The sequence below is a fragment of the Rhodovulum sp. ES.010 genome (assembly GCF_900142935.1).
Taxonomy (GTDB): domain Bacteria; phylum Pseudomonadota; class Alphaproteobacteria; order Rhodobacterales; family Rhodobacteraceae; genus Rhodovulum.
Genome location: NZ_FSRS01000001.1, coordinates 638253 through 660076, shown reverse-complemented (window position 1 = coordinate 660076; position 21824 = coordinate 638253). Strand labels below are relative to the sequence as shown.

24 protein-coding genes and 1 tRNA gene are annotated in these 21824 nt (G+C 66.1%); 9 read left to right on the top strand and 16 right to left on the bottom strand.

All coding sequences use genetic code 11. The features are described 5' to 3' along the window. Positions 1 to 13: 13 nt before the first annotated feature. Both BUR28_RS03325 and BUR28_RS03320 read right to left on the bottom strand, forming a co-directional pair. On the bottom strand, positions 14 to 1195 hold the full coding sequence (locus BUR28_RS03325) for an IS5 family transposase (protein WP_074218829.1): 1182 nt from the start codon (positions 1193 to 1195) through the stop codon (positions 14 to 16). Positions 1196 to 1585: 390 nt separating this feature from the next. Continuing rightward, positions 1586 to 1662, bottom strand: a tRNA-Arg gene (locus tag BUR28_RS03320). A 188-nt stretch (positions 1663 to 1850) separates the two neighbouring features. Between BUR28_RS03320 and BUR28_RS03315 the strand changes: the two genes are divergently transcribed. The 3 genes from BUR28_RS03315 (at position 1851) to BUR28_RS03305 (ending at position 3946) form a co-directional block, all read left to right on the top strand. Then, the gene (locus BUR28_RS03315) at positions 1851 to 2873 is read left to right on the top strand and encodes a methyltransferase (protein ID WP_074218828.1); all 1023 of its coding nucleotides are present in this window, start codon (positions 1851 to 1853) and stop codon (positions 2871 to 2873) included. Between the two features lie 175 nt (positions 2874 to 3048). Further along, positions 3049 to 3396: a hypothetical protein gene (locus BUR28_RS03310; protein ID WP_074218827.1), complete on the top strand. Its 348-nt coding sequence runs from the start codon at positions 3049 to 3051 to the stop codon at positions 3394 to 3396. Positions 3397 to 3733: 337 nt separating this feature from the next. Beyond that, a complete protein-coding gene (locus BUR28_RS03305; protein ID WP_074218826.1) occupies positions 3734 to 3946 on the top strand; it encodes a hypothetical protein in 213 nt (70 codons plus the stop codon). A gap of 56 nt (positions 3947 to 4002) precedes the next feature. Here the strand turns inward: BUR28_RS03305 and BUR28_RS03300 are convergent, their stop codons facing one another. From BUR28_RS03300 to BUR28_RS03255, 10 genes are all read right to left on the bottom strand, one after another. Further along, complete coding sequence (locus tag BUR28_RS03300; RefSeq protein WP_074218825.1) at positions 4003 to 5223, bottom strand: cysteine desulfurase; 1221 nt, start codon at positions 5221 to 5223, stop codon at positions 4003 to 4005. Further along, positions 5216 to 5845, bottom strand: a complete 630-nt coding sequence (locus tag BUR28_RS03295) for a Yip1 family protein (RefSeq protein WP_083626409.1) — start codon at positions 5843 to 5845, stop codon at positions 5216 to 5218. Before BUR28_RS03295 ends, BUR28_RS03300 begins: the two co-directional genes overlap by 8 nt. Then, complete coding sequence (locus BUR28_RS03290) at positions 5838 to 6329, bottom strand: YIP1 family protein (protein ID WP_074218823.1); 492 nt, start codon at positions 6327 to 6329, stop codon at positions 5838 to 5840. The genes BUR28_RS03295 and BUR28_RS03290 overlap by 8 nt, the downstream gene beginning before the upstream one ends. Before the next feature lie 3 nt (positions 6330 to 6332). Next, positions 6333 to 7619 (bottom strand): Fe-S cluster assembly protein SufD, encoded by a 1287-nt coding sequence (gene sufD, locus BUR28_RS03285; protein ID WP_074218822.1) that lies wholly within the window; start codon positions 7617 to 7619, stop codon positions 6333 to 6335. Continuing rightward, positions 7619 to 8374 (bottom strand): Fe-S cluster assembly ATPase SufC, encoded by a 756-nt coding sequence (sufC, locus tag BUR28_RS03280; RefSeq protein WP_074221493.1) that lies wholly within the window; start codon positions 8372 to 8374, stop codon positions 7619 to 7621. Before sufC ends, sufD begins: the two co-directional genes overlap by 1 nt. 12 nt (positions 8375 to 8386) lie before the next feature. Continuing rightward, on the bottom strand, positions 8387 to 8698 hold the full coding sequence (locus tag BUR28_RS03275; protein ID WP_074218821.1) for a heavy metal-binding domain-containing protein: 312 nt from the start codon (positions 8696 to 8698) through the stop codon (positions 8387 to 8389). Positions 8699 to 8746: 48 nt separating this feature from the next. Further along, entirely contained in the window at positions 8747 to 9130 is a 384-nt protein-coding gene (locus BUR28_RS03270; protein ID WP_074218820.1) for a hypothetical protein, read from the bottom strand. After that, complete coding sequence (gene sufB / locus BUR28_RS03265) at positions 9130 to 10662, bottom strand: Fe-S cluster assembly protein SufB (protein WP_074218819.1); 1533 nt, start codon at positions 10660 to 10662, stop codon at positions 9130 to 9132. Before sufB ends, BUR28_RS03270 begins: the two co-directional genes overlap by 1 nt. A 62-nt stretch (positions 10663 to 10724) precedes the next feature. Beyond that, entirely contained in the window at positions 10725 to 11771 is a 1047-nt protein-coding gene (locus BUR28_RS03260) for a cysteine desulfurase family protein (protein ID WP_074218818.1), read from the bottom strand. A 43-nt stretch (positions 11772 to 11814) separates the two neighbouring features. Further along, on the bottom strand, positions 11815 to 12300 hold the full coding sequence (locus tag BUR28_RS03255) for a Fe-S cluster assembly transcriptional regulator IscR (RefSeq protein WP_074218817.1): 486 nt from the start codon (positions 12298 to 12300) through the stop codon (positions 11815 to 11817). A gap of 154 nt (positions 12301 to 12454) precedes the next feature. On the opposite strand from BUR28_RS03255, the gene BUR28_RS03250 reads away from it, so the two are divergent. Next, positions 12455 to 13108 carry an alpha/beta hydrolase gene (locus BUR28_RS03250; RefSeq protein ID WP_074218816.1) on the top strand — a complete coding sequence of 218 codons (654 nt, stop codon included), beginning with the start codon at positions 12455 to 12457 and terminating at the stop codon, positions 13106 to 13108. A gap of 11 nt (positions 13109 to 13119) precedes the next feature. Continuing rightward, positions 13120 to 13368: a hypothetical protein gene (locus tag BUR28_RS03245; RefSeq protein ID WP_074218815.1), complete on the top strand. Its 249-nt coding sequence runs from the start codon at positions 13120 to 13122 to the stop codon at positions 13366 to 13368. Between the two features lie 22 nt (positions 13369 to 13390). On the opposite strand, the gene BUR28_RS03240 is transcribed toward BUR28_RS03245, so the two are convergent. Together BUR28_RS03240 and BUR28_RS03235 are read right to left on the bottom strand one after the other, a co-directional pair. After that, on the bottom strand, positions 13391 to 14953 hold the full coding sequence (locus tag BUR28_RS03240) for a methyl-accepting chemotaxis protein (protein ID WP_139307474.1): 1563 nt from the start codon (positions 14951 to 14953) through the stop codon (positions 13391 to 13393). After that, on the bottom strand, positions 14950 to 15270 hold the full coding sequence (locus tag BUR28_RS03235) for a hypothetical protein (protein ID WP_074218813.1): 321 nt from the start codon (positions 15268 to 15270) through the stop codon (positions 14950 to 14952). Before BUR28_RS03235 ends, BUR28_RS03240 begins: the two co-directional genes overlap by 4 nt. Positions 15271 to 15446: 176 nt before the next feature. On the opposite strand from BUR28_RS03235, the gene BUR28_RS03230 reads away from it, so the two are divergent. Next, positions 15447 to 16661 (top strand): NADP-dependent isocitrate dehydrogenase, encoded by a 1215-nt coding sequence (locus tag BUR28_RS03230; protein WP_074218812.1) that lies wholly within the window; start codon positions 15447 to 15449, stop codon positions 16659 to 16661. A 99-nt stretch (positions 16662 to 16760) separates the two neighbouring features. Continuing rightward, positions 16761 to 17366, top strand: coding sequence for a YitT family protein (locus BUR28_RS03225; protein WP_074218811.1), 606 nt, complete (start codon positions 16761 to 16763; stop codon positions 17364 to 17366). 3 nt (positions 17367 to 17369) lie between these two features. Here BUR28_RS03225 and BUR28_RS03220 read toward each other — a convergent pair whose 3' ends face one another. Beyond that, positions 17370 to 18401: a M48 family metallopeptidase gene (locus BUR28_RS03220; RefSeq protein WP_074218810.1), complete on the bottom strand. Its 1032-nt coding sequence runs from the start codon at positions 18399 to 18401 to the stop codon at positions 17370 to 17372. Next, a complete protein-coding gene (locus BUR28_RS03215; protein WP_074218809.1) occupies positions 18382 to 19434 on the bottom strand; it encodes a YjgN family protein in 1053 nt (350 codons plus the stop codon). The genes BUR28_RS03220 and BUR28_RS03215 overlap by 20 nt, the downstream gene beginning before the upstream one ends. Before the next feature lie 97 nt (positions 19435 to 19531). Here BUR28_RS03215 and BUR28_RS03210 point away from each other — a divergent pair, with 97 nt between their 5' ends. Together BUR28_RS03210 and typA are read left to right on the top strand one after the other, a co-directional pair. Next, positions 19532 to 19867 (top strand): DMT family transporter, encoded by a 336-nt coding sequence (locus tag BUR28_RS03210; protein ID WP_074218808.1) that lies wholly within the window; start codon positions 19532 to 19534, stop codon positions 19865 to 19867. 78 nt (positions 19868 to 19945) lie between these two features. Then, positions 19946 to 21766 (top strand): translational GTPase TypA, encoded by a 1821-nt coding sequence (gene typA, locus BUR28_RS03205; RefSeq protein WP_074218807.1) that lies wholly within the window; start codon positions 19946 to 19948, stop codon positions 21764 to 21766. The last annotated feature ends 58 nt before the right edge of the window (positions 21767 to 21824 follow it).

Here is a 21824-nt window from a genome sequence, read left to right as displayed (position 1 = left end):
CCTGCCTTTGGCGTCAGGCGGCCAGCAGCTTCGGCAGTCTGGCGAGGTTGCAGGCGGCCATGGTGAAGGTGAAGCGGGCGGCGACGCGGTCGAGGCCGCGGTATACGGTCTGGGCCATGCCGCCGACGGTCTTGGCCCAGCCGAAGGGCTCTTCGATCTTCTTGCGGCGCGTCTGGGACAGGGCGTAGCCGGGGTGGCGGGTGGTTCTGCCGTCGATGGCGGAGTGTCGGGCCTTCTGGGCGACATGCGGCGTGACGTGGGCCTGTCGCAGATCGGCGACGAAATCTGCGCTGTCGTAGCCCTTGTCGGCGCCCAGCGTGAGGCGGCGGGTCGAGCCGGGGGAATGGCGGTGGATCATGTCGAGCGCGGCGCGGCGTTCGGCATGGCCATCGGCGCGGGTCAGGTCGGCCTGGACGACGAAGCCATTGCGGTTTTCCATCAGCGCATGCCCCATGTAACAGAGCAGCGCGCCCGTCCCCTGCGACTTGCGGAACAGCCGCGCGTCGGGGTCGGTGATCGAGGCATGGGTGGCGTTGGAGCGCTTCTCGCCGCGGAAGTCGACTTCGGCGTTGCGGTGGCGGCGGCTGGGGCTGGGCATCGGGACGGTCTCGGCTTCGGGCTGGGCAGGGGCGGTGTCGGGGCTGGTATCCTGATCGGTGTCCCCCGGCGGGTCACCCGGCCCGTCCGCGCCGGGCGGGCTGCCCTCGGTCTTCGGCTGGAAGCTCTTCATGGAAGCCCAGGCCTTGATCAGCGTGCCGTCCACCGAGAAGTGCTCGTCTGACAGCAGCGGTGCGACCTCCCGGTGAGCCAGGATCGCGCCCATCACCTTGCGCGCCATGTCGGTGGTCAGCAGCCGGTCACGGTTCTTCGTGAAGACGGTGGGGACCCAGACCGCGTCGTCGATCCCCAGGCCCACGAACCAGCGGAACATGAGGTTGTAATCCATCTGCTCCATCAACTGCCGCTCCGAGCGTACCGAGAACAGGATCTGTAGAAGGCTCGCCCGGATCAGCCGCTCCGGCGGGATCGAGGGCCGGCCCTCCGGGGCGTAGAGCGTCTCGAACTCGGCATCGAGGCTGGCCAAAGCCTCGTTCACGACCCGCCGGATCTGCCGCAACGGATGCCGCGCCGGGATCCGCGCCTCGATGTCAACATAGCTGAACAGCGACCCGCTCGTCTCGTCCGCGCCCCGCATCCCAACCCCTCCGGCAACCGCCCAAGGGGTGAATCACGTCCCTCAACCGACGTCCAGAGCGAGGTTTTTCAGCAGCCTGTTAATGTACATCGGCATGTGGCCGCCTGGAAGTCGGTCATGCTTATACCCGGCTTTGGAACTCGCCCGTCACGGCGCCTATCGTGAAACGGGTGCTGGATCAGGCAGGCGCCCTGCTGAGGCAGGCTACGAGTTTCTGGCCCAGGGCTGAGCGGGAGATACTCCGTCTGCTCCGAGGGCGCAAAAACGGACTGGCCTTCCTGAGCAGTCGCTCATGCCGCGACTGGCCCGCGCATTACCGTGTTCGTGCGAGCCGTGCGCGGCCTACGGATACGCCGACCGCCGCAAATCCGGCCTATGTGGTTGATCTTATGGCGCACCCGATAGGATTCGAACCTATGGCCTCTGCCTTCGGAGGGCAGCGCTCTATCCAGCTGAGCTACGGGTGCCAATGCCGTGGGCGACCTATAGCGCGGGCGGACCGGTCCTGCAACGGGAAAGCCGCAGCACCGAAGCGCCAAAAGTGATCGCGCGCGGGCCCGCCTTATCCGAAAACGACGTCTTTCTGTCGCTTTCTGGCTTTTCGCGCGACGCTGCGCTAACAAGGCTGCGATCCGCAAAACACGAGAGGGACAGCATGGCGCCGCTCACCACCGCCGACCAGATTTCCGACATCGCCTTCGGTTTCATGGGCTCCAAGGCGCTGTTCGCGGCGCTTGGCGCGGGCGTGTTCACCGCGCTCGCCAACCGCCCGATGACACCGGCGGAGTTGGCCAAGACGGCGCCGCTGGACGCCGACCGGGCAGAGACGCTGCTGACCGCGCTGGCGGGCCTGGGACTCGTTACCAGCCAAAACGGGCGCTTCGCCAATTCGCCAGCCGCCGAGTCCTTTCTCGTGAAGGGCGCGAAATACGATTTCGGAGATTACCTTCGCCTTCAGGTCGGCCAGCAGATGTACGGGCTGCTGGACCAGATCGACGACGCGCTGACCGGCCGCTTGCCGCCCGAGGCGACGTCGTCCTATGCCGAGTGGTTCTCCGACCCAGAGGAGGCGCGGCTTTACTCCGCCTCGCAGCATGCGGGCTCCCTGGGACCGGCGCGCCAGCTGGTGAAGCTCGCGGACCTTTCGGGCGCGAAACGGATGCTTGACGTGGGCGGCGGCACCGGGGCCTTCGCAATCACTTTGGCGCAGGCCTTTCCCGATCTCCACGTGACAATCGTAGATTTTCCCAATGTCGCGGCGCTGGGTCAGGCCTATGTCGACGAGGCAGGGCTATCGGGTCGAATCACCTATATCGAAGGCAATGCGCTTGAGGCCGATTGGCCAATTGGGCAGGACGCAATCCTGATGTCCTACCTGTTCTCCGGCGTTCCGGGAGAGACCCATGACGGCCTTGTCGCACGTGCCTTTGGGCATCTTGCAGCGGGCGGGCAGCTGATGGTCCATGATTTCGTCGTCCGTGCGGACCGGACCGGACCCAAGCTGGCCGCGCTCTGGCAGTTGCAGCATACCGCCTTCACGCCGAAGGCCCGGTCGGTGGACGAAAGGTGGCTCGGCGACGCGCTGCGGGGCGCCGGGTTCGACGCGATAGAGATCACCGAGATGATCCCCGAAATGACGATGCTGGCCCGTGGTATGCGACCGGCCGTTTCGCGCTGATCGCGGCGCGGGCACCGCGCGCGATGACCGCCGTCAATGGCAGACGCGGCATGCAATCGCAGAACGAGCCGTCGGAGGACACTCAACCGGACTCGAGGCGAAAACGAAAGACGAAGGCCTCTCCCGGGCGCTTCATGACTTCCGTCGCAAGAGCCGGGAGGGCTATCTCACACTGATGCGCATCGATGTCGGTAGACTCCGCGAGCTCGAATGGCGCGCCGACAAGGAATTCGACGCGCTCGCGGAGGGCGTCCGGAAGGGCCTCGAAGGGACTGGCGCCGACATCGCCGAACGCCACATGATTTCGGGCCAGAGAAACGCCCGGATCGCGCGGAAGGCGGCCGAAGGGGTCATGGCCCACCAGCCCGAAGCCATGGGCGAGTTGAACTGCATCTGTCTTTTCTTCAACAGCGCCGCGGCGTCCAGCCATGGAAGCGACCCTGAAACCATCACGCCGGCAGGCGCCCCGCCACGGCGGAAGTGCGTTTCGATGCAGCGGGCTGCGTCGCTCACCCGATGGTAGACGCGCGCGGACAGGATACCGGCACAACAAAAAGCGCGGAGTTGACCTCGTGGTGCCGCTACGCGTTCATCCCTAGCTCCGAAAGGCTGTACTGCATCCGGTCGCAGGTCTTCCTGAACGGCCATTACCTGGCGTGGACTTGGGGCACCTCCTCCGGTGCCGCCGAGGGCCCGGGCACGGCCATCGTACGGGCGGTCGTGACGCTGCAGATTTACCAGCTTTCGGCGCCGGTGAAGACCGTCGAGCACACGGTCGTCGACGTGACGGGATCGGGCGGGTCGGACACGGAAAGCGGGTTCGCCTACGATCCTCGGTCGATGGCGGCCTGCCCAAGTCGGTGGTCCGGGAGAGCGGCCACGAGGCGGGGGGCTGGGTCAAGTGCACGATCTTCGCCGACGTCACGAACCATGGCCGGGCCTTGGTCGACATGCATACCAGGCCGCAATTCTATTTGCGCACCGATGCCGTACCGTGGGGGCCTGTCTTCTGCTTCCCGCGCCATGCGACGAGCCAGCAGGCCACGCCGCTCTCGCTGCCGATGGCGGCGTGACGTGAGCCGGGTGAACGCGAATGCGCCGCCGGGGGCGCCGGGCGCGTCACCGGGCCCTAGCTGAACAGGTCATGGCAGAGTTCCAGCGCGTCGACAAGCACGTCGACCTCGTCGCGCGTGTTGTACATTGCAAAGGAGGCGCGGCAGGTCGCCGAAAGACCCAGATGGTCCATCAGCGGCCCTGCGCAGTGGTGCCCGGCCCGGACCGCCACGCCCTTCTTGTCGAGCACAGTGGAGATGTCGTGGGCATGCGCCGGCCCGTCCAGGGTGAAGGAAAAAATCGCACCGCGGTTTTCGGCATGCCCCTGCACCTGCAGCCAATTGAGCCCCTTGAGCCGGTCCATCGCGTAAGAGCCGATCTCGGCCTCGTGGGCAGCGATGCTCGTCATCCCCACCCCCATCATGTAGTCGAGCGCAACCCCCAGCCCGATCTGCTGGACGATGCCCGGCGTGCCCGCCTCGAACTTCATCGGCGGGTCGTTGTAGGTGACGGTGTCCTTGTGCACCTCGCGGATCATGTCGCCGCCGCCCAGGAAGGGCCGCATCTCCGCCAGCCGCTCCTTGCGGATGTGGATCGCTCCCGAGGCAGAAGGGCCGTAGAGCTTGTGCCCCGTGATCGCGTAGAAATCGGCGCCGATCGCATCGACATCGACCGGCATGTGAACGGCGGCTTGCGAGCCATCCACCAGCACCGGCACGCCCTTATCGCGGGCGCCCCGCACAATCTCTGCGACATCGACAACTGTGCCCAGCACGTTCGACATGTGGGTGACAGCCACCAGTTTCGTGCGGGGTCCGATGGCGTCGATCATCGCCTGTGGGTCGAGGTTGCCCTGCCCGTCCACGTCGACCCATTTCAGCACTGCGCCCTGGCGTTCGCGCAGGAAATGCCAGGGCACGATATTGGCGTGGTGCTCCATCACTGACAGAACGATCTCGTCGCCCGGCTCCATCCGTGGCGCTGCCCAACCATAGGACACCAGATTGATGCCTTGCGTCGTGCCGGTGGTGTAGACGATCTCGTCCTCGTCTTGCGCGCCGAGAAAGCGCGCGATGGTTCCCCGCACCGCCTCGTATTTGTCGGTCGCGATGTTCGACAGCGTGTGCAGGCCGCGGTGGACGTTGGCGTATTCGTCGGCATAGGCGCGGGTCACAGCGTCGATTACCGCCCGCGGCTTCTGGGCGGAGGCCCCGTTATCGAGGTAAACGAGCGGCTTGCTATTCACCTCGCGGCCGAGGATCGGGAAATCCGCGCGGATGGTGTCAACGTCATACATCGGTCAGCGCTCCGCCCAGGGTTATGCCGAGGATGGACATCAGCAGGCTCATGCCGAAGACGATGGCGATCATCGACATCACGATACCGGCGAAGGTCTTGAGTGCCGAGTCGAAGCTGTGAAGAACCGCCACGAAGTGGCTGAGAAGCCAGAAGAACAGCCCGATCCCAAACAGCCCTATCAGCCCCGACACCGGCGGCAGCACAAGCAGAAAAAGGATCTGGACGGCCTGCAGCATCGCCATGATGACCTGAAGCCAGACCGTCAGCGCCAGCGCGCCGGCGAAGGCGCCGGTCCCGCCAAACCGACGGCCGATGATGTGAATCGCATACACCATCACCACCAGCAGCCCGCCCTGGATCACCGCGGCGAGCAACGGGTTCGCCTCGAAGATCGGCAAGAGCGGATCGATCGGCGTTGCCACTATGTAATTGCCAAGCTGCGTCAGCAATACGCTGACGGCGACCACGGCGACCAGTGCCTGCCAGAGCGTGCCTTCATCGAGATGCAGCGCCAGAACGCGGGTCGCCCCGTCGCGGGGGTCGGTGACGGTGTCGCGGGCGAGCGAAACGAGCGAGGGGCGCGGGTTGGGCATCTGGCGATATCTCGGTGTCTCAGGCATGAACGGGCGCTTCGGCCTCCTTGAGACACAACAGCCAGATCGCGAAGAACGCAACCACGAGGGCCGAGCCGAGCAGGTTCAGCACGACACCCGCACCAACGAACCCGGCCGCCAGCCCATAGGCCAGCACGGCCGGCGCCGTCGCCAGCAGCGCCCAGAACAGCGCCAGCCTTGCCCCGTAGAAGCTGCCCCGCCCACCCAGCATCTGCGCGAAGAGATGACTGAAAGCGGCTATTCCGTAAAAGAAAAGGGGCGCCAACGCCATCCATCCGAAAAGCGCGGCGCCCAGCCGCGCCTCCAGCGGCACCTCGGGGATAAGGTAAGCCTCGCGCGCCAGCCGCGGCCATTGCGCCATGAAGATGAGGAAGCAGGCAAGCATCAGATAGGCCAGGGCGCGGTCCTCACGCTTGCCCGCTTGCAATCGCCGGCGCATCGCTTCACGGGGACCGCGCCACGTTGCCAACAGTTCTTGGGTGAGGGCCATATGCTAGGTCCGATGCCGCGAGAGCCATTGCGCGAGGCGTTCGGTTATCTCCTCGCGGATCGCCTCTTCCTCAATCTCCTCGATCGCCTCGGCAAGGAAGGACAGCACCATCAGGTCCACCGCCTCGGCCCGCGGCACGCCGCGCGAACGCAGGTAGAAGAGCGCCGTCTCGTCGATCGCTCCGCTGGTCGAGCCGTGCGAACAGGCCACATCGTCGGCGTAGATTTCCAATTCCGGCTTGGCCAGGAACTGGCTGTCGTCGTCGAGGAGCAGCGATTGAGAGATCTGGTAGCCGTCGGTCTTCTGCGCTCCGGGCTGGACCAGGATCTTGCCTTGGAAGACGCCGGTCGCGCCGTTCTTCAGCACCTTCTTGAACACCTGTCGGCTTTCGCAATTCACCGCGTCATGGGTGATGAACACCGTATCGTCGTGGTGGAAATCGCCATCGCCGAGGCAGGCTCCCGCGACATGGGCGCTCGCGTCGTCGCCGGTCAGCTGGATCACGCATTCGTTGCGGGTCAGCGCGCCGTTCATCGTCAGCGTGCAGGATTTGAACAGGCTTTCCTCGCCCAGCCGCGCGAAGATGTGGGTCATGGCGCGGCGGTCGTGGTCGCGCCCCTGCACGCGCACGTGGTGAAACGCGCCGCGGTCGGCCACGTCGACCTCCATCACCTTGTTGAACCGCGCCGCCGCCGGCCCGGTTTCCAGCAGGGTCAGGTCGGCGCCCTCCTCGACCCGAATCACGTGGTGCAGGATCGCGTCGGACGTGGCCGATTCGTGCAGATAGACCAGGTTGACCGGCTTCTCGGCCTTGCCCGTGGCGCGGATCAGTACGCCCTCGGTCGCAAACGCCGTGTTGAGCGAGGCGAAGGGCCGTTCGACCGGCTCCTGCCCCTGCGCCTCGAGCGTGCCGTAGAGGTCAGCGGCCCAGTGGATGTCCAGCGCCTGCGCCTCGGACAGCCGGGTGATCTCGACCCCTCCCAGCGCCGGATCGTCCGACGCATCAGCATCGAACACGCCGTCGACGAAGACCAGCCGCACGCGGTCCATCCGGTCGAAGACCTGCGTCTTCTGCTTCGGGTGATGCGTCGACGGCAGCGGTTCCGGCGCGATCAGATCCGCCGGGTTGGTGAAGCGCCAGTATTCGTCGCGCCGCCCCGGCAGCCCCATCGCGCGCAGCCGCGCCAGCGCGCCCTGCCGAGCGGTCTGGGTCCAGCCGGGCGCCTCGGGCATCGAAAGCGTCTCGAGACGTTCCTCGGTCGCGGTCAGTTTCGCCTGCGGCAACGCCATCACGCGGCCTCCCCGGCGAGATCCGCATACCCGCTCTTCTCGACCTCCAGCGCCAGTTCGGCGCCGCCGGTCTTCACGATCCGGCCATTGACCATGATGTGCACCACATCGGGCACAATGTGGTCCAACAGCCGCTGGTAGTGGGTGATGACGAGGAAGCCGCGGTCGGCGCCGCGCATCGCGTTCACGCCATCGGCCACCAGCTTCATCGCGTCGACATCCAGCCCCGAATCGGTCTCGTCGAGGATACAGAGCTTCGGCTCCAGCATCGCCATCTGCAGGATCTCGTTGCGCTTCTTCTCGCCGCCGGAAAAGCCCATGTTGACCGGGCGCTTCAGCATGTCGGCGTCGATCTTGAGCTCTTTGGCCTTGGCGCGGATCTCCTTGAGGAAGCTCGCGGCGTCCATCTCCTCCTCGCCGCGTGCCTTGCGCTGCGCGTTTACGGCCGTCCGCAGGAAGGTCATGTTGCCGACGCCGGGGATTTCGACCGGGTACTGGAACGCCAGGAACAGACCGGCGGCGGCGCGCTCCTCGGGCTCCATCTCAAGGATGTCCTCGCCCAGCAACTCGGCACTGCCGTCGGTAATCTCATAGCCGTCTCGGCCCGCCAGCACGTAGGACAGCGTCGACTTGCCCGAGCCGTTCGGCCCCATTATCGCGTGCACCTTGCCCGCCTCGACGGTCAGGTCGACGCCTTTCAGGATTTCCTTGCCCTCTTCTTCAAGAGAGGCTTTCAGGTTCTTGATTTCCAGCATGTTCATCCCTCTTCAGGCAATCGTGACGGCGGTTCCGGAGGCGGAGACCATCAGCATGTTGTTGATGACTTCGTAGTCGAGATCGACGCCGACCACGGCATTGCCGCCGGCCGCCGCCGCGCGCTCTTCCAACTCGCGAAGCGCCGTGCTGCGCGCCTCGCCCAGCGACTGCTCATAGGCCGCCGACCGGCCGCCGATGATATCGGTGATCCCGGCGAAGATGTCGCGGAACACGTTGGCGCCGAGGATCGCCTCGCCGACGACCACCCCGTGATAGCCAGTAATGGTCTTGCCCTCGACGGTTGGGGTGGTCGTCACGATCATCGGTGTCTTCTCCCAGGGGTTCATTCTTGCACTCTCAGGTCTCGCGGATCAGGATCCCGCCGGAAGCACTGTGCCGCCGCCGAAGCCGACGATCATTCCCAGCAGCACCCCGAAGCGCCGCCCGGCATGCCGCCCCCGGAACGCCGCCCAGAGCACGCTTGCCAGCAGGCCGAGCACGACCAGCCCGCCGGCCGCGATAATCGCCGCCCCCGCCCAGCCGAACGCGGATGGCTCGCCTCCGAAAAGCGCACCGACCGGGGCTGACATCGTCGCCAGACCGACCAGCGCGCCGCCGACCACTCCGCCGAGATAATGCCAAGCGCGCGCCCGGTGACGCCCGACGCGGGCCGGCCCCTTGTCGGCCATCACCGCGTTGCGGTTCGGCGCCTCGCCGTCGCGGCGCGCCACCCGTTCGGGGTGCTTCTCGCGCATCAGCCGACGCTGCCTTCCAGGCTGATCGCGACAAGTTGCTGGGCTTCCATCGCGAATTCCATCGGCAGGGCCTGCAGCACCTCCTTGCAGAAGCCGTTCACCACCAGCGCGACCGCCTCTTCCTCGTCCATCCCGCGCGAACGGCAATAGAACAGCTGGTCGTCATCCACCTTGGAGGTGGTCGCCTCGTGTTCCACCCGGCTCGAATTGTTGCGCACCTCGATATAGGGCACCGTGTGCGCCCCGCATTCGCTGCCGATCAGCAGGCTGTCGCACTGGGTATAGTTGCGCGAATCCTTCGCCTTCGGGTGCATGGAAACCAACCCGCGATAGGTGTTCTGCGCGTGGCCCGCGGAAATCCCCTTCGACACGATCCGGGACCGCGTGTTCTTGCCCAGATGCACCATCTTGGTGCCGGTATCGGCCTGCTGCCAGTTGTTGGTTATGGCGATCGAGTAGAACTCGCCCTGGCTGTCATCGCCGCGCAGGATGCAGGAGGGGTATTTCCACGTCACCGCAGAGCCGGTTTCCACCTGAGTCCACATCACCTTGGACCGGTCACCCCGGCAATCGGCGCGCTTGGTGACGAAGTTGTAGATGCCCCCCCGGCCCTGCTCGTCGCCCGGGTACCAGTTCTGCACCGTGGAATACTTCACCTCGGCATCGTCCAGAGCCACGATCTCAACCACCGCGGCATGGAGCTGCGACTGGTCGCGCTGGGGCGCGGTACAGCCTTCGAGATAGCTGACGTAGGCGCCCTTGTCGGCGATGATCAGCGTGCGTTCGAATTGGCCGGTATTCTCGGCGTTGATCCGGAAATAGGTGGAAAGCTCCATCGGGCAGCGCACGCCGGGCGGCACGTAGACGAAAGAGCCGTCAGAGAAGACCGCCGAGTTCAGCGTTGCGTAGAAGTTGTCCGACTGCGGCACCACCGAGCCGAGATACTTCTTTACGAGTTCCGGGTGCTTCTGAATCGCCTCTGAAATCGAGCAGAAAATGACGCCCGCCTTCTCTAATTCCTTCTGGAAGGTCGTGCCCACACTGATCGAATCGAACACCGCGTCCACGGCCACCTTGCGGCCCTCGGCCGGGGCCTCCTCGGCGCCTTCGACGCCCGCCAGGATCATCTGCTCCTTCAGCGGGATGCCAAGTTTCTGATAGGTCTCCAAGAGCTTCGGATCGACCTCGTCGAGCGACTTGGGCTTCTGCTCCATGCTCTTGGGCCGGGCGTAGTAATACTGTTTCTGGAAGTCGATCTCCGGATACTCGACCATTGCCCAGTCGGGTTCCTGCATCTGCTGCCAGCGGCGATAAGCCTCGAGCCGCCACTCAGTCATCCACTCGGGCTCTTCGTTCTTGGACGAGATCAGGCGTACGATCTCCTCGGTCAGGCCGAGAGGGGCGTATTCCATCTCGATGTCGGTTTCCCAGCCATGCTTGTACTTGCCGGCCATCGACTGGACGGCCTCGACCGTCTCCCGGTCGACCCCTTCCTTCACGTCCTTCATGTCGGCTTTGTCCAAAGCAGCCATCGTGGTCCTTCCGCCTCTCTCTCGGTTCCGGTAGCGCCGCCGCGCCCGGCCCGGTTTCAAGTTCAGCCCGCGCGGGCCCTCATCTTCGACACCGCCGTGAGCCAGTTCTCGGCGAATCGCATTACGTCGTCCTCACACGTCTCCGGGCCGAGCGAGACCCTAACCGCCGAGGCGGCCGCCGCGTCCGAAAGCCCCATCGCCCGGAGCACGCGGCTTTCGCGCAGCTTGCCCGAGGAACAGGCGGACCCCGCGGAAATCGCGAAGCCGGCAAGGTCCATCTGCATCACCTGCGTCTCGCCTTTCCACCCCGGAGTGGAGAAGCAGGTCGTGTTGGGCAACCTTGGCGAATCTTTCCCGACAAAAATAGTCTCTTTTGCCGCGGCCGCAATGACCTTTTCTAGAATATTTCTAAAGTGCTCGATTTCCGCCCATTTGCCAAGTGCCAAGTCGCGCTGCGCCGCCTCGGTCGCAGCGCCGAACCCGGCGATTCCCGTGACATTCTCGGTGCCCGCGCGCCGACCCAGTTCCTGGCCGCCACCGCGAATCCGCGCCGGCAACTCGATCCCCGGCCGCAGCACCAGCGCGCCCACGCCCTTCGGCCCGCCCAGCTTGTGGGCCGAAACCAGCGCCATGTCGCAGCCCAGCCAGTTGAACGCCACGGGCAGCTTGCCGAAGGCTTGCGTCATGTCGCAAACGGCAATCCCTTGGGGCAGGTCCTGGAGCACCCCGGTCTCGGAATTCGCCAGTTGCAGCGCCGTCCGGCCCGGCGCCCGCACCTCCACCTGGCCCCGGCTGTCCACCGCCAGGGACGGGTCCACCCAGGCCGCGACGGCGTCGTGCTCGATATCGCCGGCCACCAAGCCGCGTCCGTCACAGGCCAGCGCCGCTGCCTCGCTCGCGCCCGACGTGAAGATGATCTCCGCCCCCTCCGCGCCCAACGCCGCGCCGACCTGGGCGCGGGCCTTCTCGACCAGCGCACGAGCCGCACGGCCCTCGGCATGCACGCTCGACGGGTTGCCGACGACATCCATCGCCGCAAGCATGGCTTCGCGAGCCTCCGGGCGCAGCGGCGCTGTCGCGTTCCAGTCGAGATAGACGCGGGGGGTCATGGCTCTCCTTCTCGCGGTTCCGAAACACCCTGGGGGTGCAGCGTCAGCCGACGGGGGTCTTGTCTCCCGGTTCTTCGTCGACGACTTCGAACAGGGCGGGAACGGCGGGACACGGCGCCAGATCGTTCGCCGTCACGTCCGAAAGGCGCGTCTGGTGCAGGAACACGTAAACATGGGCCGACAGCCCTTCCCACAGCCGGTTTGTCAGCGACTGTGCACGCGACCCAGACAGCCCGCCCGAGGCGCCCGCGCCCTTGTGCATCGCGCTGACTGTTTCATCCACGGCCGCAAGCACGTCCACGACGCGGATCTCGGCCGCAGGGCGCGCCAGGCGGTAGCCGCCCCCCGGCCCCCGCACCGACTCCACCAACCCCGCGCGCCGGAGCTTGACGAAAAGCTGCTCCAAATAGGGCAGCGAGATGTCCTGCCGGGCCGAGATTTCAGAGAGCGACACCAGTTCTCCCTCGGTCGCCAGGGCGAGGTCCACAAGCGCCACCATCGCGTAGCGTCCCTTGGTGCTCAGTTTCATCGGCGCCCTCCCGCAAACGGTTGACGCAGCGCAGGTGGCCCATTACCTCGGGGTGCACCCTGAGCCCCGCGCTGTCCGGGTGCATTTGTCCTTATGTAGCTCGGCCTGTCTCGTCAAGAAATGGCCGCGCGCCCCGTGAGCGAGAAGAACATATATGCCCGAGGTCATCTTTCCCGGACCCGAAGGCCGCCTCGAAGGCCGTTACCACCCCCAGAAAGACAAGGATGCCCCCATCGCCATCGTGCTGCACCCGCACCCGCAGTTCGGGGGCACGATGAACAACCGCGTCGTCTACAATCTGCACTATGCCTTCCACCGGATGGGGTTCACCGTGCTGAGGTTTAACTTCCGCGGCGTGGGACGCAGCCAGGGCGAATACGACCAGGGCGTGGGCGAGTTGTCGGACGCGGCCTCGGCGCTCGACTACCTGCAGTCGATGAACCAGAACGCCAAGCATTGCTGGGTAGCCGGGTTCTCGTTCGGCGCCTGGATCGGCATGCAACTCCTGATGCGGCGTCCCGAGATCACCGGCTTCGTGTCGGTCAGCCCGCCTGCGAACATGTACGATTTCTCGTTCCTTGCCCCCTGCCCCTCCTCCGGGCTGATCATCCACGGCTCTGCCGACCGGGTTGCGCCCCCCGCCGATACCCGCGCACTGGTGACGAAACTGCACGAGCAGAAGGGCATCACCATCACACATGACGAAATCGAAGGCGCGGACCACTTCTTCCAGGACCCGTACATGGACACGATGACCGCGCATGTCACCGACTACGTGCAGCGGCGCCTGACCGAGGGCACGCGCTAGAGGAGCGGCCGATGTCGAGCATTCAGGATCTCGCGGACGCGCTGGCCCGCGAAGCCATCGAGGCCGCCGAGCGGCTGGACGACGATCGGCTGATCGACGAGATCTCGCGCGCCATCGGGGAGTCCTCTCCGACCACGCAAGAGGCTTTCATGACCGCGGTCCGCATCCGCAAGGCGCTGGGCCGCGGGCGCGGCGTTATGGAGCGCAAGCTCGGAGCGCGCGAGATGACGCCCGAGCGCGGTGGCGGGGCAGACGGCTAGCCCGCAGGCCGCTCTGGATCGCTCAGGCCGCGCCCGGCACCCGTGACTTCCCGCCCGAGACTTCGGTCCTGGTGCCACGTTCCAGGACAAAACCGGCAAGCGAACGGTCCAAGTGATCGGCGCCAGACGCCATGCGCGCGCCCATTGCCGACATCTCCTCGGCCAGCGCGGCATTCGTTTGCAGGCTCTCCTCGATCCGCTGGACGGTGTCGTTCATTTCGCCAAGAGCATCGGACTGCGTCCGCGCGGCCTGGTTGATACTGGCCACGCGCTCGCTGGCTTGGTCGATCTCGACCCCGATGCCGTCAAGCGCGCGGCCCGCCCGCGTGACCAGGTCGGCGCCACTCGACACATGTTCGGCCGAGGTGCCGATCAAGTCCTTGATGTCGCGCGCCGCCTGACCGGTGCTCTGCGCAAGCGCCCGGACCTCCGAGGCGACGACGGCAAAGCCCTTGCCCGCTTCCCCCGCACGCGCCGCCTCGACCCCGGCATTGAGCGCAAGCAGGTTGGTCTGGAACGAGATGTCGTCGATCAACTGAATGATCCGCGAGATCTCGCCCGAACTCTTCTCTATCAGCGCCATGGCCGCCATCGCGTCGCGCACAACTGCGGACGCGTCCGCAGCGCTGTGGGCGGCTTTCGCCGCGCCGTCGCTCACCTCGGCGACACCGTCGGCGGTCTCGGCGAGCGAGGCGGTCAGATCGCGCAAAGCGCTGGCAACCTCGGTCACGTCGTTCGCCTGGCCTTCGACCCGCCCGGCGACGTTGCCGGCGGCCTCGGCGATGGCGGCCGCTTCGCGGTTGAAGGACGACGCCGCGTCGACCGCGTCGCCCAGGCTTTCGGCGAGCATCGCGACCGCGCCGTTGAAATCCTGCCGAAGCGCGTCATGAGCGGGCGGCAAGGGCTCGACGATCGTGCAGCGCAGGTCGCCCGCGGCCAGTTTCGCCAGCCCGTGGCTGATCGTGGCCACCACCGCCTCGGTCTCCGCGCCCGCGCGTTCGGCGCTGCGCTGCGCGGTTTCGGCGGTGCGGGCAAGCACCTCCGCCTTTTCGCGGTGCGCCACCATCTCTGCGCGCTGCCGCTGCGCATGAAGCATGGAAAGGGTGAGGATCGCCGTTTCGATCACCACTATGCCACCGTGCAGCGCCGTGCGGCCGAGATTGGCCACGAGGTCGACAGACGGGTAGACGAGCGCCGGCATCATCAGCGTCAACGCTAGGTGGTGCACCGCCACGACACCAGCCGCCAGCAGCAGCGCGGCAACGCTGCGCATGGTCGACACGATCGCCAGAACGGCGAAGAACGTCATGTGCGTGTCGATCTGCCACGGATGTCCGGCGAGCGCCGCGGTGAACAGCGCCGACTGACCGACCAGCGCCACGCCGATGACATGGGCACGATACCGGTTACGCGTTCGCCGGGCCAGACTGCCGAGCGCCGTGAAGGCGACCGCCATGACCGCCACGGCAAGGATCGGATTTTCGGCCAGCGCGGCCGCGACCACCGGAACCGGCGTCATCCACAACAGTGCGCGCTCGGCCAGGCGGCAGGGGCTGCGCTCTGCGATCATAGGTTCATGGGTCAAAGTCGCTCTCCCTCGAAACCGCAAAGGGTCATCAGCGCATCGGCATCCAGAACGGCCCAGGCGCCCGCGGCGCGGGTCTTGCCCGGCCGCTCAAGCACAGCGAACCGGGCAAGCGGCGCCACGAACGGGCCGATTTCGTGGCCCCCGCCGGCTGCGACAGCCGCCGCGAGCCGGTCGCCCCAGGGCGGCGCGATCACCAGCGCCGGACGCCCCGGCGCGGGCGGCCCGGCCAGCCCCAGGCACAAGGGTACCGTCCCCACCACAAGGCAAAGGGTCAGCCCGAGCAGGGCCCCGTCGAAAGGCGTGCCTTTGTTCATGCCCGTTTTTTTGTGCGACGAGCGTTTAAGAAACGGTGAAAAGGGCGACGAAATGCCACGCGCCGAACCTCGCCGACACGGCGCTGTATACATGCGCATACCGCACTGGCCGTGCTGCCACAAATCGGGTATCACCCGCCCCAGGCGCGATTCATTCAACCAGAACGAGGGGCCCCATGGCGAAGATCAAAGTCGACAACCCGGTCGTCGAGCTCGACGGCGACGAGATGACCCGGATCATCTGGAATTTCATCAAGAAGAAGCTGATCCTGCCCTATCTCGACGTCGACCTGCTGTATTACGACCTCGGCATCGAGGAGCGCGACCGGACCGACGACCAGATCACCGTCGATGCCGCCGAGAAGATCAAGGAAATCGGCGTCGGCGTGAAATGTGCCACGATCACGCCGGACGAGGCTCGCGTCGAGGAATTCGGCCTCAAGAAGATGTGGCGCAGCCCGAACGGCACGATCCGCAACATCCTGGGCGGCGTCGTTTTCCGCGCGCCGATCATCTGCGACAACGTTCCCAGGCTTGTGCCCGGCTGGACCAAGCCCATCGTGATCGGCCGCCACGCCTTCGGCGACCAGTACCGCGCCACCGACATCAAGTTCCCCGGCCCCGGCACGCTGAGCCTGAAATACGTGGGCGAGGACGGCACCGTGATCGAGGAGGAGGTCTACAAGGCGCCCTCTTCGGGCATCTACATGGGCATGTACAACCTCGACGAGTCGATCAAGGACTTCGCGCGGGCCTCGATGAATTACGCGCTCAGCATGGGCTGGCCGCTTTACCTCAGCACCAAGAACACCATTCTGAAACAGTATGACGGCCAGTTCATGCTTCTCTTCCAGAAGGTGTTCGAGGAGGAATTCGCCGACAAGTTCAAGGAAGCGGGCATCACCTACGAACACCGCCTGATCGACGACATGGTCGCCTGCGCGATGAAGTGGAACGGCGGCTTCGTCTGGGCCTGCAAGAACTACGATGGCGACGTGCAGTCCGACACCGTCGCGCAAGGCTTCGGCTCGCTCGGGCTGATGACCAGCCAGCTGATGACGCCCGACGGCAAGATTGTCGAGGCCGAGGCTGCGCATGGCACCGTGACGCGCCACTATCGCCAGCACCAGAAGGGCGAGGAAACCTCGACCAACTCGATCGCCTCGATCTTCGCCTGGACCGGTGGGCTCAAGCACCGCGCCAAGCTCGACGGCAACGAGCAACTCGCGCACTTCGCCGAGACGCTGGAAAAGGTGGTGGTCGAGACCGTTGAATCGGGCTTCATGACCAAGGACCTCGCGCTGCTCGTCGGGCCCGACCAGAAATGGCTGACCACGATGGGCTTCCTCGAAAAGGTGGACGAAAACCTGAACGAGGCGCTGGGCGGCTAGGCCCGCCACGCGCGGGTGCCCCGGCGGGGCGCGGCGATGTCGGCGCGCCCCTTCTAGGGGCGTCTGGACATTCCCGCCCCCTCGCGCCATGCCCTTGCCATGTCGGAAAAGACCGCCCGCCACACTCTGATCGACGACGCCCAGGGGCTGGTCGTCGGCACGCTGCTCGTCGCGCTTTCGGTGCAACTCCTGCAAGGCGCGGGGTTGGTCACCGGGCAGATCGCGGGATTGTCGCTGGTCGCGAGCTACGCGACCGGCTGGGCCTTCGGCCCAATCTTCTTCGGCTTGAATCTGCCCTTTTACTGGCTCGCCTTCCGGCGGCTCGGCCGCGCCTTCACACTCAAATCCTTCGCCGCCGTGGGGCTTCTGTCGCTCTTCACCGAACTCACGCCGGCCGTTCTGACCGTCCAGCCCCTGAGCGCCCCCGCCGCCGCCGTGCTGGCCGGCGTCACCGCGGGCGCGGGGCTTCTGGCACTGTTTCGCCACGGGGCGAGCCTTGGCGGCGTCGGCATCCTCGCGGTGTGGCTGCAGGACAGCCGCGGGATCAGGGCTGGTTGGGTGCAGTTGGGCTTCGACGCCGCGGTCTTTGCGCTGGCGCTGGCGGTGATCGCGCCGCTCACGGTGCTGTGGTCGCTGCTGGGCGCCGTGGTGCTGAACCTGATCATCGCGACCAACCACCGCCGCGACCGCTACGTCGCGCGCTGAGCCCTAATCGCGCCCGGACAGCAATTCCTCGACCGCCCCCGCCCGGTCCGCGAAGATGGGATACGTCGACCGCCAGGCCGGGCCCTGCGGTCCGGCGAGATCTTGGAGCGCCTCGAAGAACGCGATCAGCGCCGCCGGATCGTAGCCCGCCTGCGCCGCAATCTCGACCCCCACCGCGTCGGCTTCCGACTCGTGATGCCGTGAATAGGCCAATGACATCAAGACGTTGCCCTCGAGAAGGACATCCTCGAGAATGGGGCCGACATCGCCCGCGATCAGCGCCACCAACACGTAGATCGACAGCGCACGGTAGATCTGCTGTAGCGAATGGCGCTCGGCGACATGGGCGATCTCATGGCCCAGAACGGCGGCGATGATGTCGTCACCGGAAAAGGTCTCGGCGAAATCGTCGGTCATAACCACCGTGCCGCCGGGCAAGGCCAGCGCGTTCGGACCCAGCCGCGGGATGTCACGCAGTTCCAGCCGGTAGGCGCCATAAGGCGGGGGCGGCGCGGCGGCCACGAGATCGGCGAAGATCGCCCTGATCTCGGCTTGGCGGTCGGCCGGCAAGCTGGTGGCCTCGGCCAGAGTCCCGTCCATCGCGGCGAGGTTGCCGCGATCGATCGCGCTGACCAGCGTCGGGGGAGTCATCGCCATGGCGGCCGCCACCAGCAGGTCGAGCCCATAGCGCCAGATCAGCCAGACGCCCAGCAGGCAACCCGCGACCACTGCGACGAGCCTTGGGTGCCAGTCCTCGGCCTTGACCAGCCAGTCGCCGCACGCCGGGCCCAGCACCGCGTCTAGCGCGCCGTGATCGGGGCTTTCGAATTGCCAGCCATCGCGAAAGACAACGCGCGATGGGCCACCCGCGATCCGTGCCTCGCGGCGCGCCTCACCCGTGGAAAGCGTAACGCCGGTCTCGTCGATCAGGCGGGCACGGCCCGTGCCCTCCACGACCAGCGCTGCGCGGTGGCGGCGCGAACTCGCGGGGCCATAAGCCGCGCCGGGCAGGCCGTCAAACGGGAAGTCCGACATCAATCCCTTCGATATCCGCGTACGCATCCCCGATAGCCCCCACCCTTTCCGTCTCGGCGGCGGTGAAGGTGTCGAGGCTGCCGTTGACAGCGATATGGGTGTGGTCCGCGAGATACGCAATCATGCGGATCCGCGTCCAGGGGAGCAGGAGCCCCAGCGAGGCGACCACCGCGAGCGCATTGGTCACGCCGATCCAGACCAGCCTGAGCGGCGCGATGTCCGAGGCGAAGGCATGGCCGCCCTCCAGCGTCGAGCCCGCAAAGACCGCATTGCGGATGAACGCCTGGTAGATGAAGCCCGCGGGCAGGACCGCAACGATCAGGATGATCAGCGGAATCAGGCCGGGCAGAAGCTTGGCGGGGCTCGGTTCGGCCGCGGGACCGAAAGCGCCCGGCTCGACCGGGCCGATGATCGGAATCAGGATCGCAAGCGCGACCAGCGCCACGCCGACCGCCCACACACCGGCAAGCAGGAACGCCTTGTAGAACGGGCCGATCCCGCTTTCGAAGGCGAAGCGCGCGGTGCCGAAGCGGTGGCCGCTCACCACGTAGCCGCGGATCGCGCGGGCGACGAATGGAAAGGCGAGATAGAGCGTGAAGAGCGACAGGAACGGGTAGAGGATGTAGACGCGGAACGCCCGCCAGTAATCGCCCTCGAAATTGAAGCGCAGCCCCGAAAAGCTGGTGACGCGGGCGTTGAAGGTCAGGCTGCGGTTGAACAGCCACGGGATCAAGAAGATCAGCCCCACGCCAAGCAACACACCCAGCAGCGGCACCGCCGAAAGCAGCGAGAAGGCGACGAAGCCCGCCACTACGATGAGGCGTCCGATCAGGATCTGCAGCCCCGTGGCGTGGTAGTCGAAGGGCCGCCCATCGATCGAGGTGTTCTGGTAAAGATAGCGCTGGGTCCGCACCTTGGCCCAGGCCGAGTAGATGCCGATGGTGAGAATCGTCAGCAGCAGATTGACGATCCAGATGCCGAAATAAGTGCCGGCCTTGCCCGTGAAGACCACCTTGTGCGATTGCAGGCCCATGACCCCTCTTTCCAACTGGCGTCCGCGCTTGTGCTTTGCGCGCACGGGCGCAAGTCTCGACTTTGATTGTGCCCTCCATAAGACAGGATCGTGCGCCGTGCCGAAACCCTACCTCTTCCTCGTCCTCGCCATCCTCACCGAAACCATCGGCACCTCGGCGCTGCAGGCCAGCCAGCAGTTCACCCGGCTCGTGCCCTCGGTCCTCGTGGTCGTGGCCTACGGGTTGTCCTTCTATTTCCTCGCGCTTGCACTCAAGACGATCCCGGTGGGCGTGGCCTACGCGATCTGGTCGGGGCTCGGCATCGTCTTCATCGCGGCCATCGGCTGGTGGGTCTTCGAGCAGAAGATCGACTTGGCGGCGCTCCTCGGCATGGGGCTGATCATCCTCGGGATCCTGGTGATCCACCTGTTTTCCTCGACCGCACCACACTGACGCACCGGCGGCGCTTTTTCGCTCGCCTTTTCGCGCGCGCCGGGATATGGCCGCGGCAACTCCCCGAGGAATGCACCCATGGACCTGCGCAACATCGCCATCATCGCCCATGTCGACCACGGCAAGACCACGCTCGTCGACCAGCTCTTGCGTCAGTCCGGCGCCTTCCGCGAGAACCAGTCGGTGGCGGAACGTGCAATGGACAGCAACGACCTGGAGCGCGAGCGCGGCATCACGATCCTGGCCAAGGCGACCTCCGTGGAATGGGACGGGCACCGGGTGAACATCGTCGACACACCCGGCCACGCGGATTTCGGCGGCGAAGTCGAGCGCATCCTCAGCATGGTCGACGGCGTGCTGCTGCTGGTGGACGCGGCCGAAGGCCCGATGCCGCAGACCAAGTTTGTCACCTCGAAGGCGCTGGCGCTGGGATTACGCCCGATCGTGGTGCTGAACAAGGTCGACAAGCCCGATGCCGAGCCTGACCGCGCACTGGACGAGGTGTTCGACCTGTTCGTGGGGCTCGGGGCCAGCGAGGAACAGCTGGACTTTCCGCACATGTATGCCTCGGGGCGGTCGGGCTGGGCGGATGCCACGCTGGACGGTCCACGCAAGGACCTGCATGCGCTGTTCGACCTGATCCTGGATCACGTGCCCCCGCCGAAGCAGCTTGCGCAGGTCGAGAAGCCGTTCCGCATGCTGGCCACCACACTCTCGGCCGACCCGTTCCTGGGCCGCATCCTGACAGGCCGCATCGAGTCCGGCCGCGTCGCCCCCGGCGACACCGTCAAGGCGCTGTCGCGCACCGGCGACGCGCTGGAAAGCTTCCGCGTCTCGAAGGTTCTGGCATTCCGCGGGCTGTCGCAACAGGCCATCGAGACCGGCGAGGCGGGCGATATCGTGACCCTGGCGGGCATGTCCAAGGCCACTGTGGCCGATACGCTTTGCGCGCCCTCGGTGGCCGAGCCCCTGCCCGCCCAACCAATCGACCCGCCGACCATTTCCGTCACCTTCGGCATCAACGACAGCCCGATGGCCGGGCGCGAGGGCAAGAAGGTGCAGTCGCGCGTGATCCGCGAACGGCTGATGAAGGAGGCCGAGTCCAACGTCGCGATCCGGGTCACCGACACGCCCGGCGGCGAGGCATTCGAGGTTGCGGGCCGCGGCGAATTGCAGATGGGCGTCCTGATCGAGAACATGCGGCGCGAAGGGTTCGAGCTGTCGATCTCGCGCCCGCAGGTGCTGACCCGCGACGAGGACGGACAGCGGCTGGAACCGGTCGAGGAGGTCACCGTCGATGTCGACGACGACTATTCCGGCGTGGTCATCGAGAAACTGACCGGCCCCCGCCGCGGCGAGATGGTCGAGATGCGCCCGGCGGGCACCGGCAAGACCCGGATCGTCGCCCACGTCCCCTCCCGCGGGCTGATCGGCTATCACGGCGAGTTCCTGACCGACACCCGCGGCACCGGCGTGCTGAACCGCGTCTTCCACGGCTGGTCACCCTGGAAGGGGCCGATCCCGGGCCGGCGCGCGGGCGTGCTGATCTCGATGGAGAACGGCACCTCGGTGGCCTATGCGCTGTTCAACCTCGAGGAGCGCGGGCGACTCTTCATCGGGGCACAAGAACCGGTCTACCAGGGCATGATCATCGGCGAGCATTCGCGCGAGAACGATCTTGAAGTGAACCCGCTCAAGGGCAAGAAGCTGACCAACGTCCGCGCCGCCGGCAAGGACGACGCGGTGGTGCTGACACCGCCCGTCAAGATGAACCTGGAAGAGGCCATTGCCTATATCGACGACGACGAACTGGTGGAGGTGACACCCGCCGCGATCCGTCTGCGCAAACGCTTCCTCGATCCCCACGAACGCAAGCGTCAGGCCCGCGCCGCCGGATAGCCCGGACTGGACACCCGCCCTTGACCCTGCCTAGTCTTGGCGGATGCCGGTGAGCGCG

Bases quoted from the DNA above. Each gene is read 5' to 3' on its own strand.
- BUR28_RS03220 (WP_074218810.1), bottom strand. From the start codon at position 18,401: ATGTCGGACTTCCCGTTTGACGGCCTGCCCGGCGCGGCTTATGGCCCC.
- BUR28_RS03275 (WP_074218821.1), bottom strand. From the start codon at position 8,698: ATGATCGTGACGACCACCCCAACCGTCGAGGGCAAGACCATTACTGGC.
- BUR28_RS03230 (WP_074218812.1), top strand. From the start codon at position 15,447: ATGGCGAAGATCAAAGTCGACAACCCGGTCGTCGAGCTCGACGGCGAC.
- BUR28_RS03290 (WP_074218823.1), bottom strand. From the start codon at position 6,329: ATGGCCCTCACCCAAGAACTGTTGGCAACGTGGCGCGGTCCCCGTGAA.
- sufB (WP_074218819.1), bottom strand. From the start codon at position 10,662: ATGGCTGCTTTGGACAAAGCCGACATGAAGGACGTGAAGGAAGGGGTC.
- BUR28_RS03225 (WP_074218811.1), top strand. From the start codon at position 16,761: ATGTCGGAAAAGACCGCCCGCCACACTCTGATCGACGACGCCCAGGGG.
- typA (WP_074218807.1), top strand. From the start codon at position 19,946: ATGGACCTGCGCAACATCGCCATCATCGCCCATGTCGACCACGGCAAG.
- sufD (WP_074218822.1), bottom strand. From the start codon at position 7,619: ATGGCGTTGCCGCAGGCGAAACTGACCGCGACCGAGGAACGTCTCGAG.
- BUR28_RS03325 (WP_074218829.1), bottom strand. From the start codon at position 1,195: ATGCGGGGCGCGGACGAGACGAGCGGGTCGCTGTTCAGCTATGTTGAC.
- BUR28_RS03295 (WP_083626409.1), bottom strand. From the start codon at position 5,845: ATGCCTGAGACACCGAGATATCGCCAGATGCCCAACCCGCGCCCCTCG.
- BUR28_RS03255 (WP_074218817.1), bottom strand. From the start codon at position 12,300: ATGAAACTGAGCACCAAGGGACGCTACGCGATGGTGGCGCTTGTGGAC.
- BUR28_RS03270 (WP_074218820.1), bottom strand. From the start codon at position 9,130: ATGCGCGAGAAGCACCCCGAACGGGTGGCGCGCCGCGACGGCGAGGCG.
- BUR28_RS03300 (WP_074218825.1), bottom strand. From the start codon at position 5,223: ATGTATGACGTTGACACCATCCGCGCGGATTTCCCGATCCTCGGCCGC.
- BUR28_RS03245 (WP_074218815.1), top strand. From the start codon at position 13,120: ATGTCGAGCATTCAGGATCTCGCGGACGCGCTGGCCCGCGAAGCCATC.
- BUR28_RS03250 (WP_074218816.1), top strand. From the start codon at position 12,455: ATGCCCGAGGTCATCTTTCCCGGACCCGAAGGCCGCCTCGAAGGCCGT.
- BUR28_RS03215 (WP_074218809.1), bottom strand. From the start codon at position 19,434: ATGGGCCTGCAATCGCACAAGGTGGTCTTCACGGGCAAGGCCGGCACT.
- BUR28_RS03235 (WP_074218813.1), bottom strand. From the start codon at position 15,270: ATGAACAAAGGCACGCCTTTCGACGGGGCCCTGCTCGGGCTGACCCTT.
- BUR28_RS03315 (WP_074218828.1), top strand. From the start codon at position 1,851: ATGGCGCCGCTCACCACCGCCGACCAGATTTCCGACATCGCCTTCGGT.
- BUR28_RS03310 (WP_074218827.1), top strand. From the start codon at position 3,049: ATGCGCATCGATGTCGGTAGACTCCGCGAGCTCGAATGGCGCGCCGAC.
- sufC (WP_074221493.1), bottom strand. From the start codon at position 8,374: ATGCTGGAAATCAAGAACCTGAAAGCCTCTCTTGAAGAAGAGGGCAAG.
- BUR28_RS03260 (WP_074218818.1), bottom strand. From the start codon at position 11,771: ATGACCCCCCGCGTCTATCTCGACTGGAACGCGACAGCGCCGCTGCGC.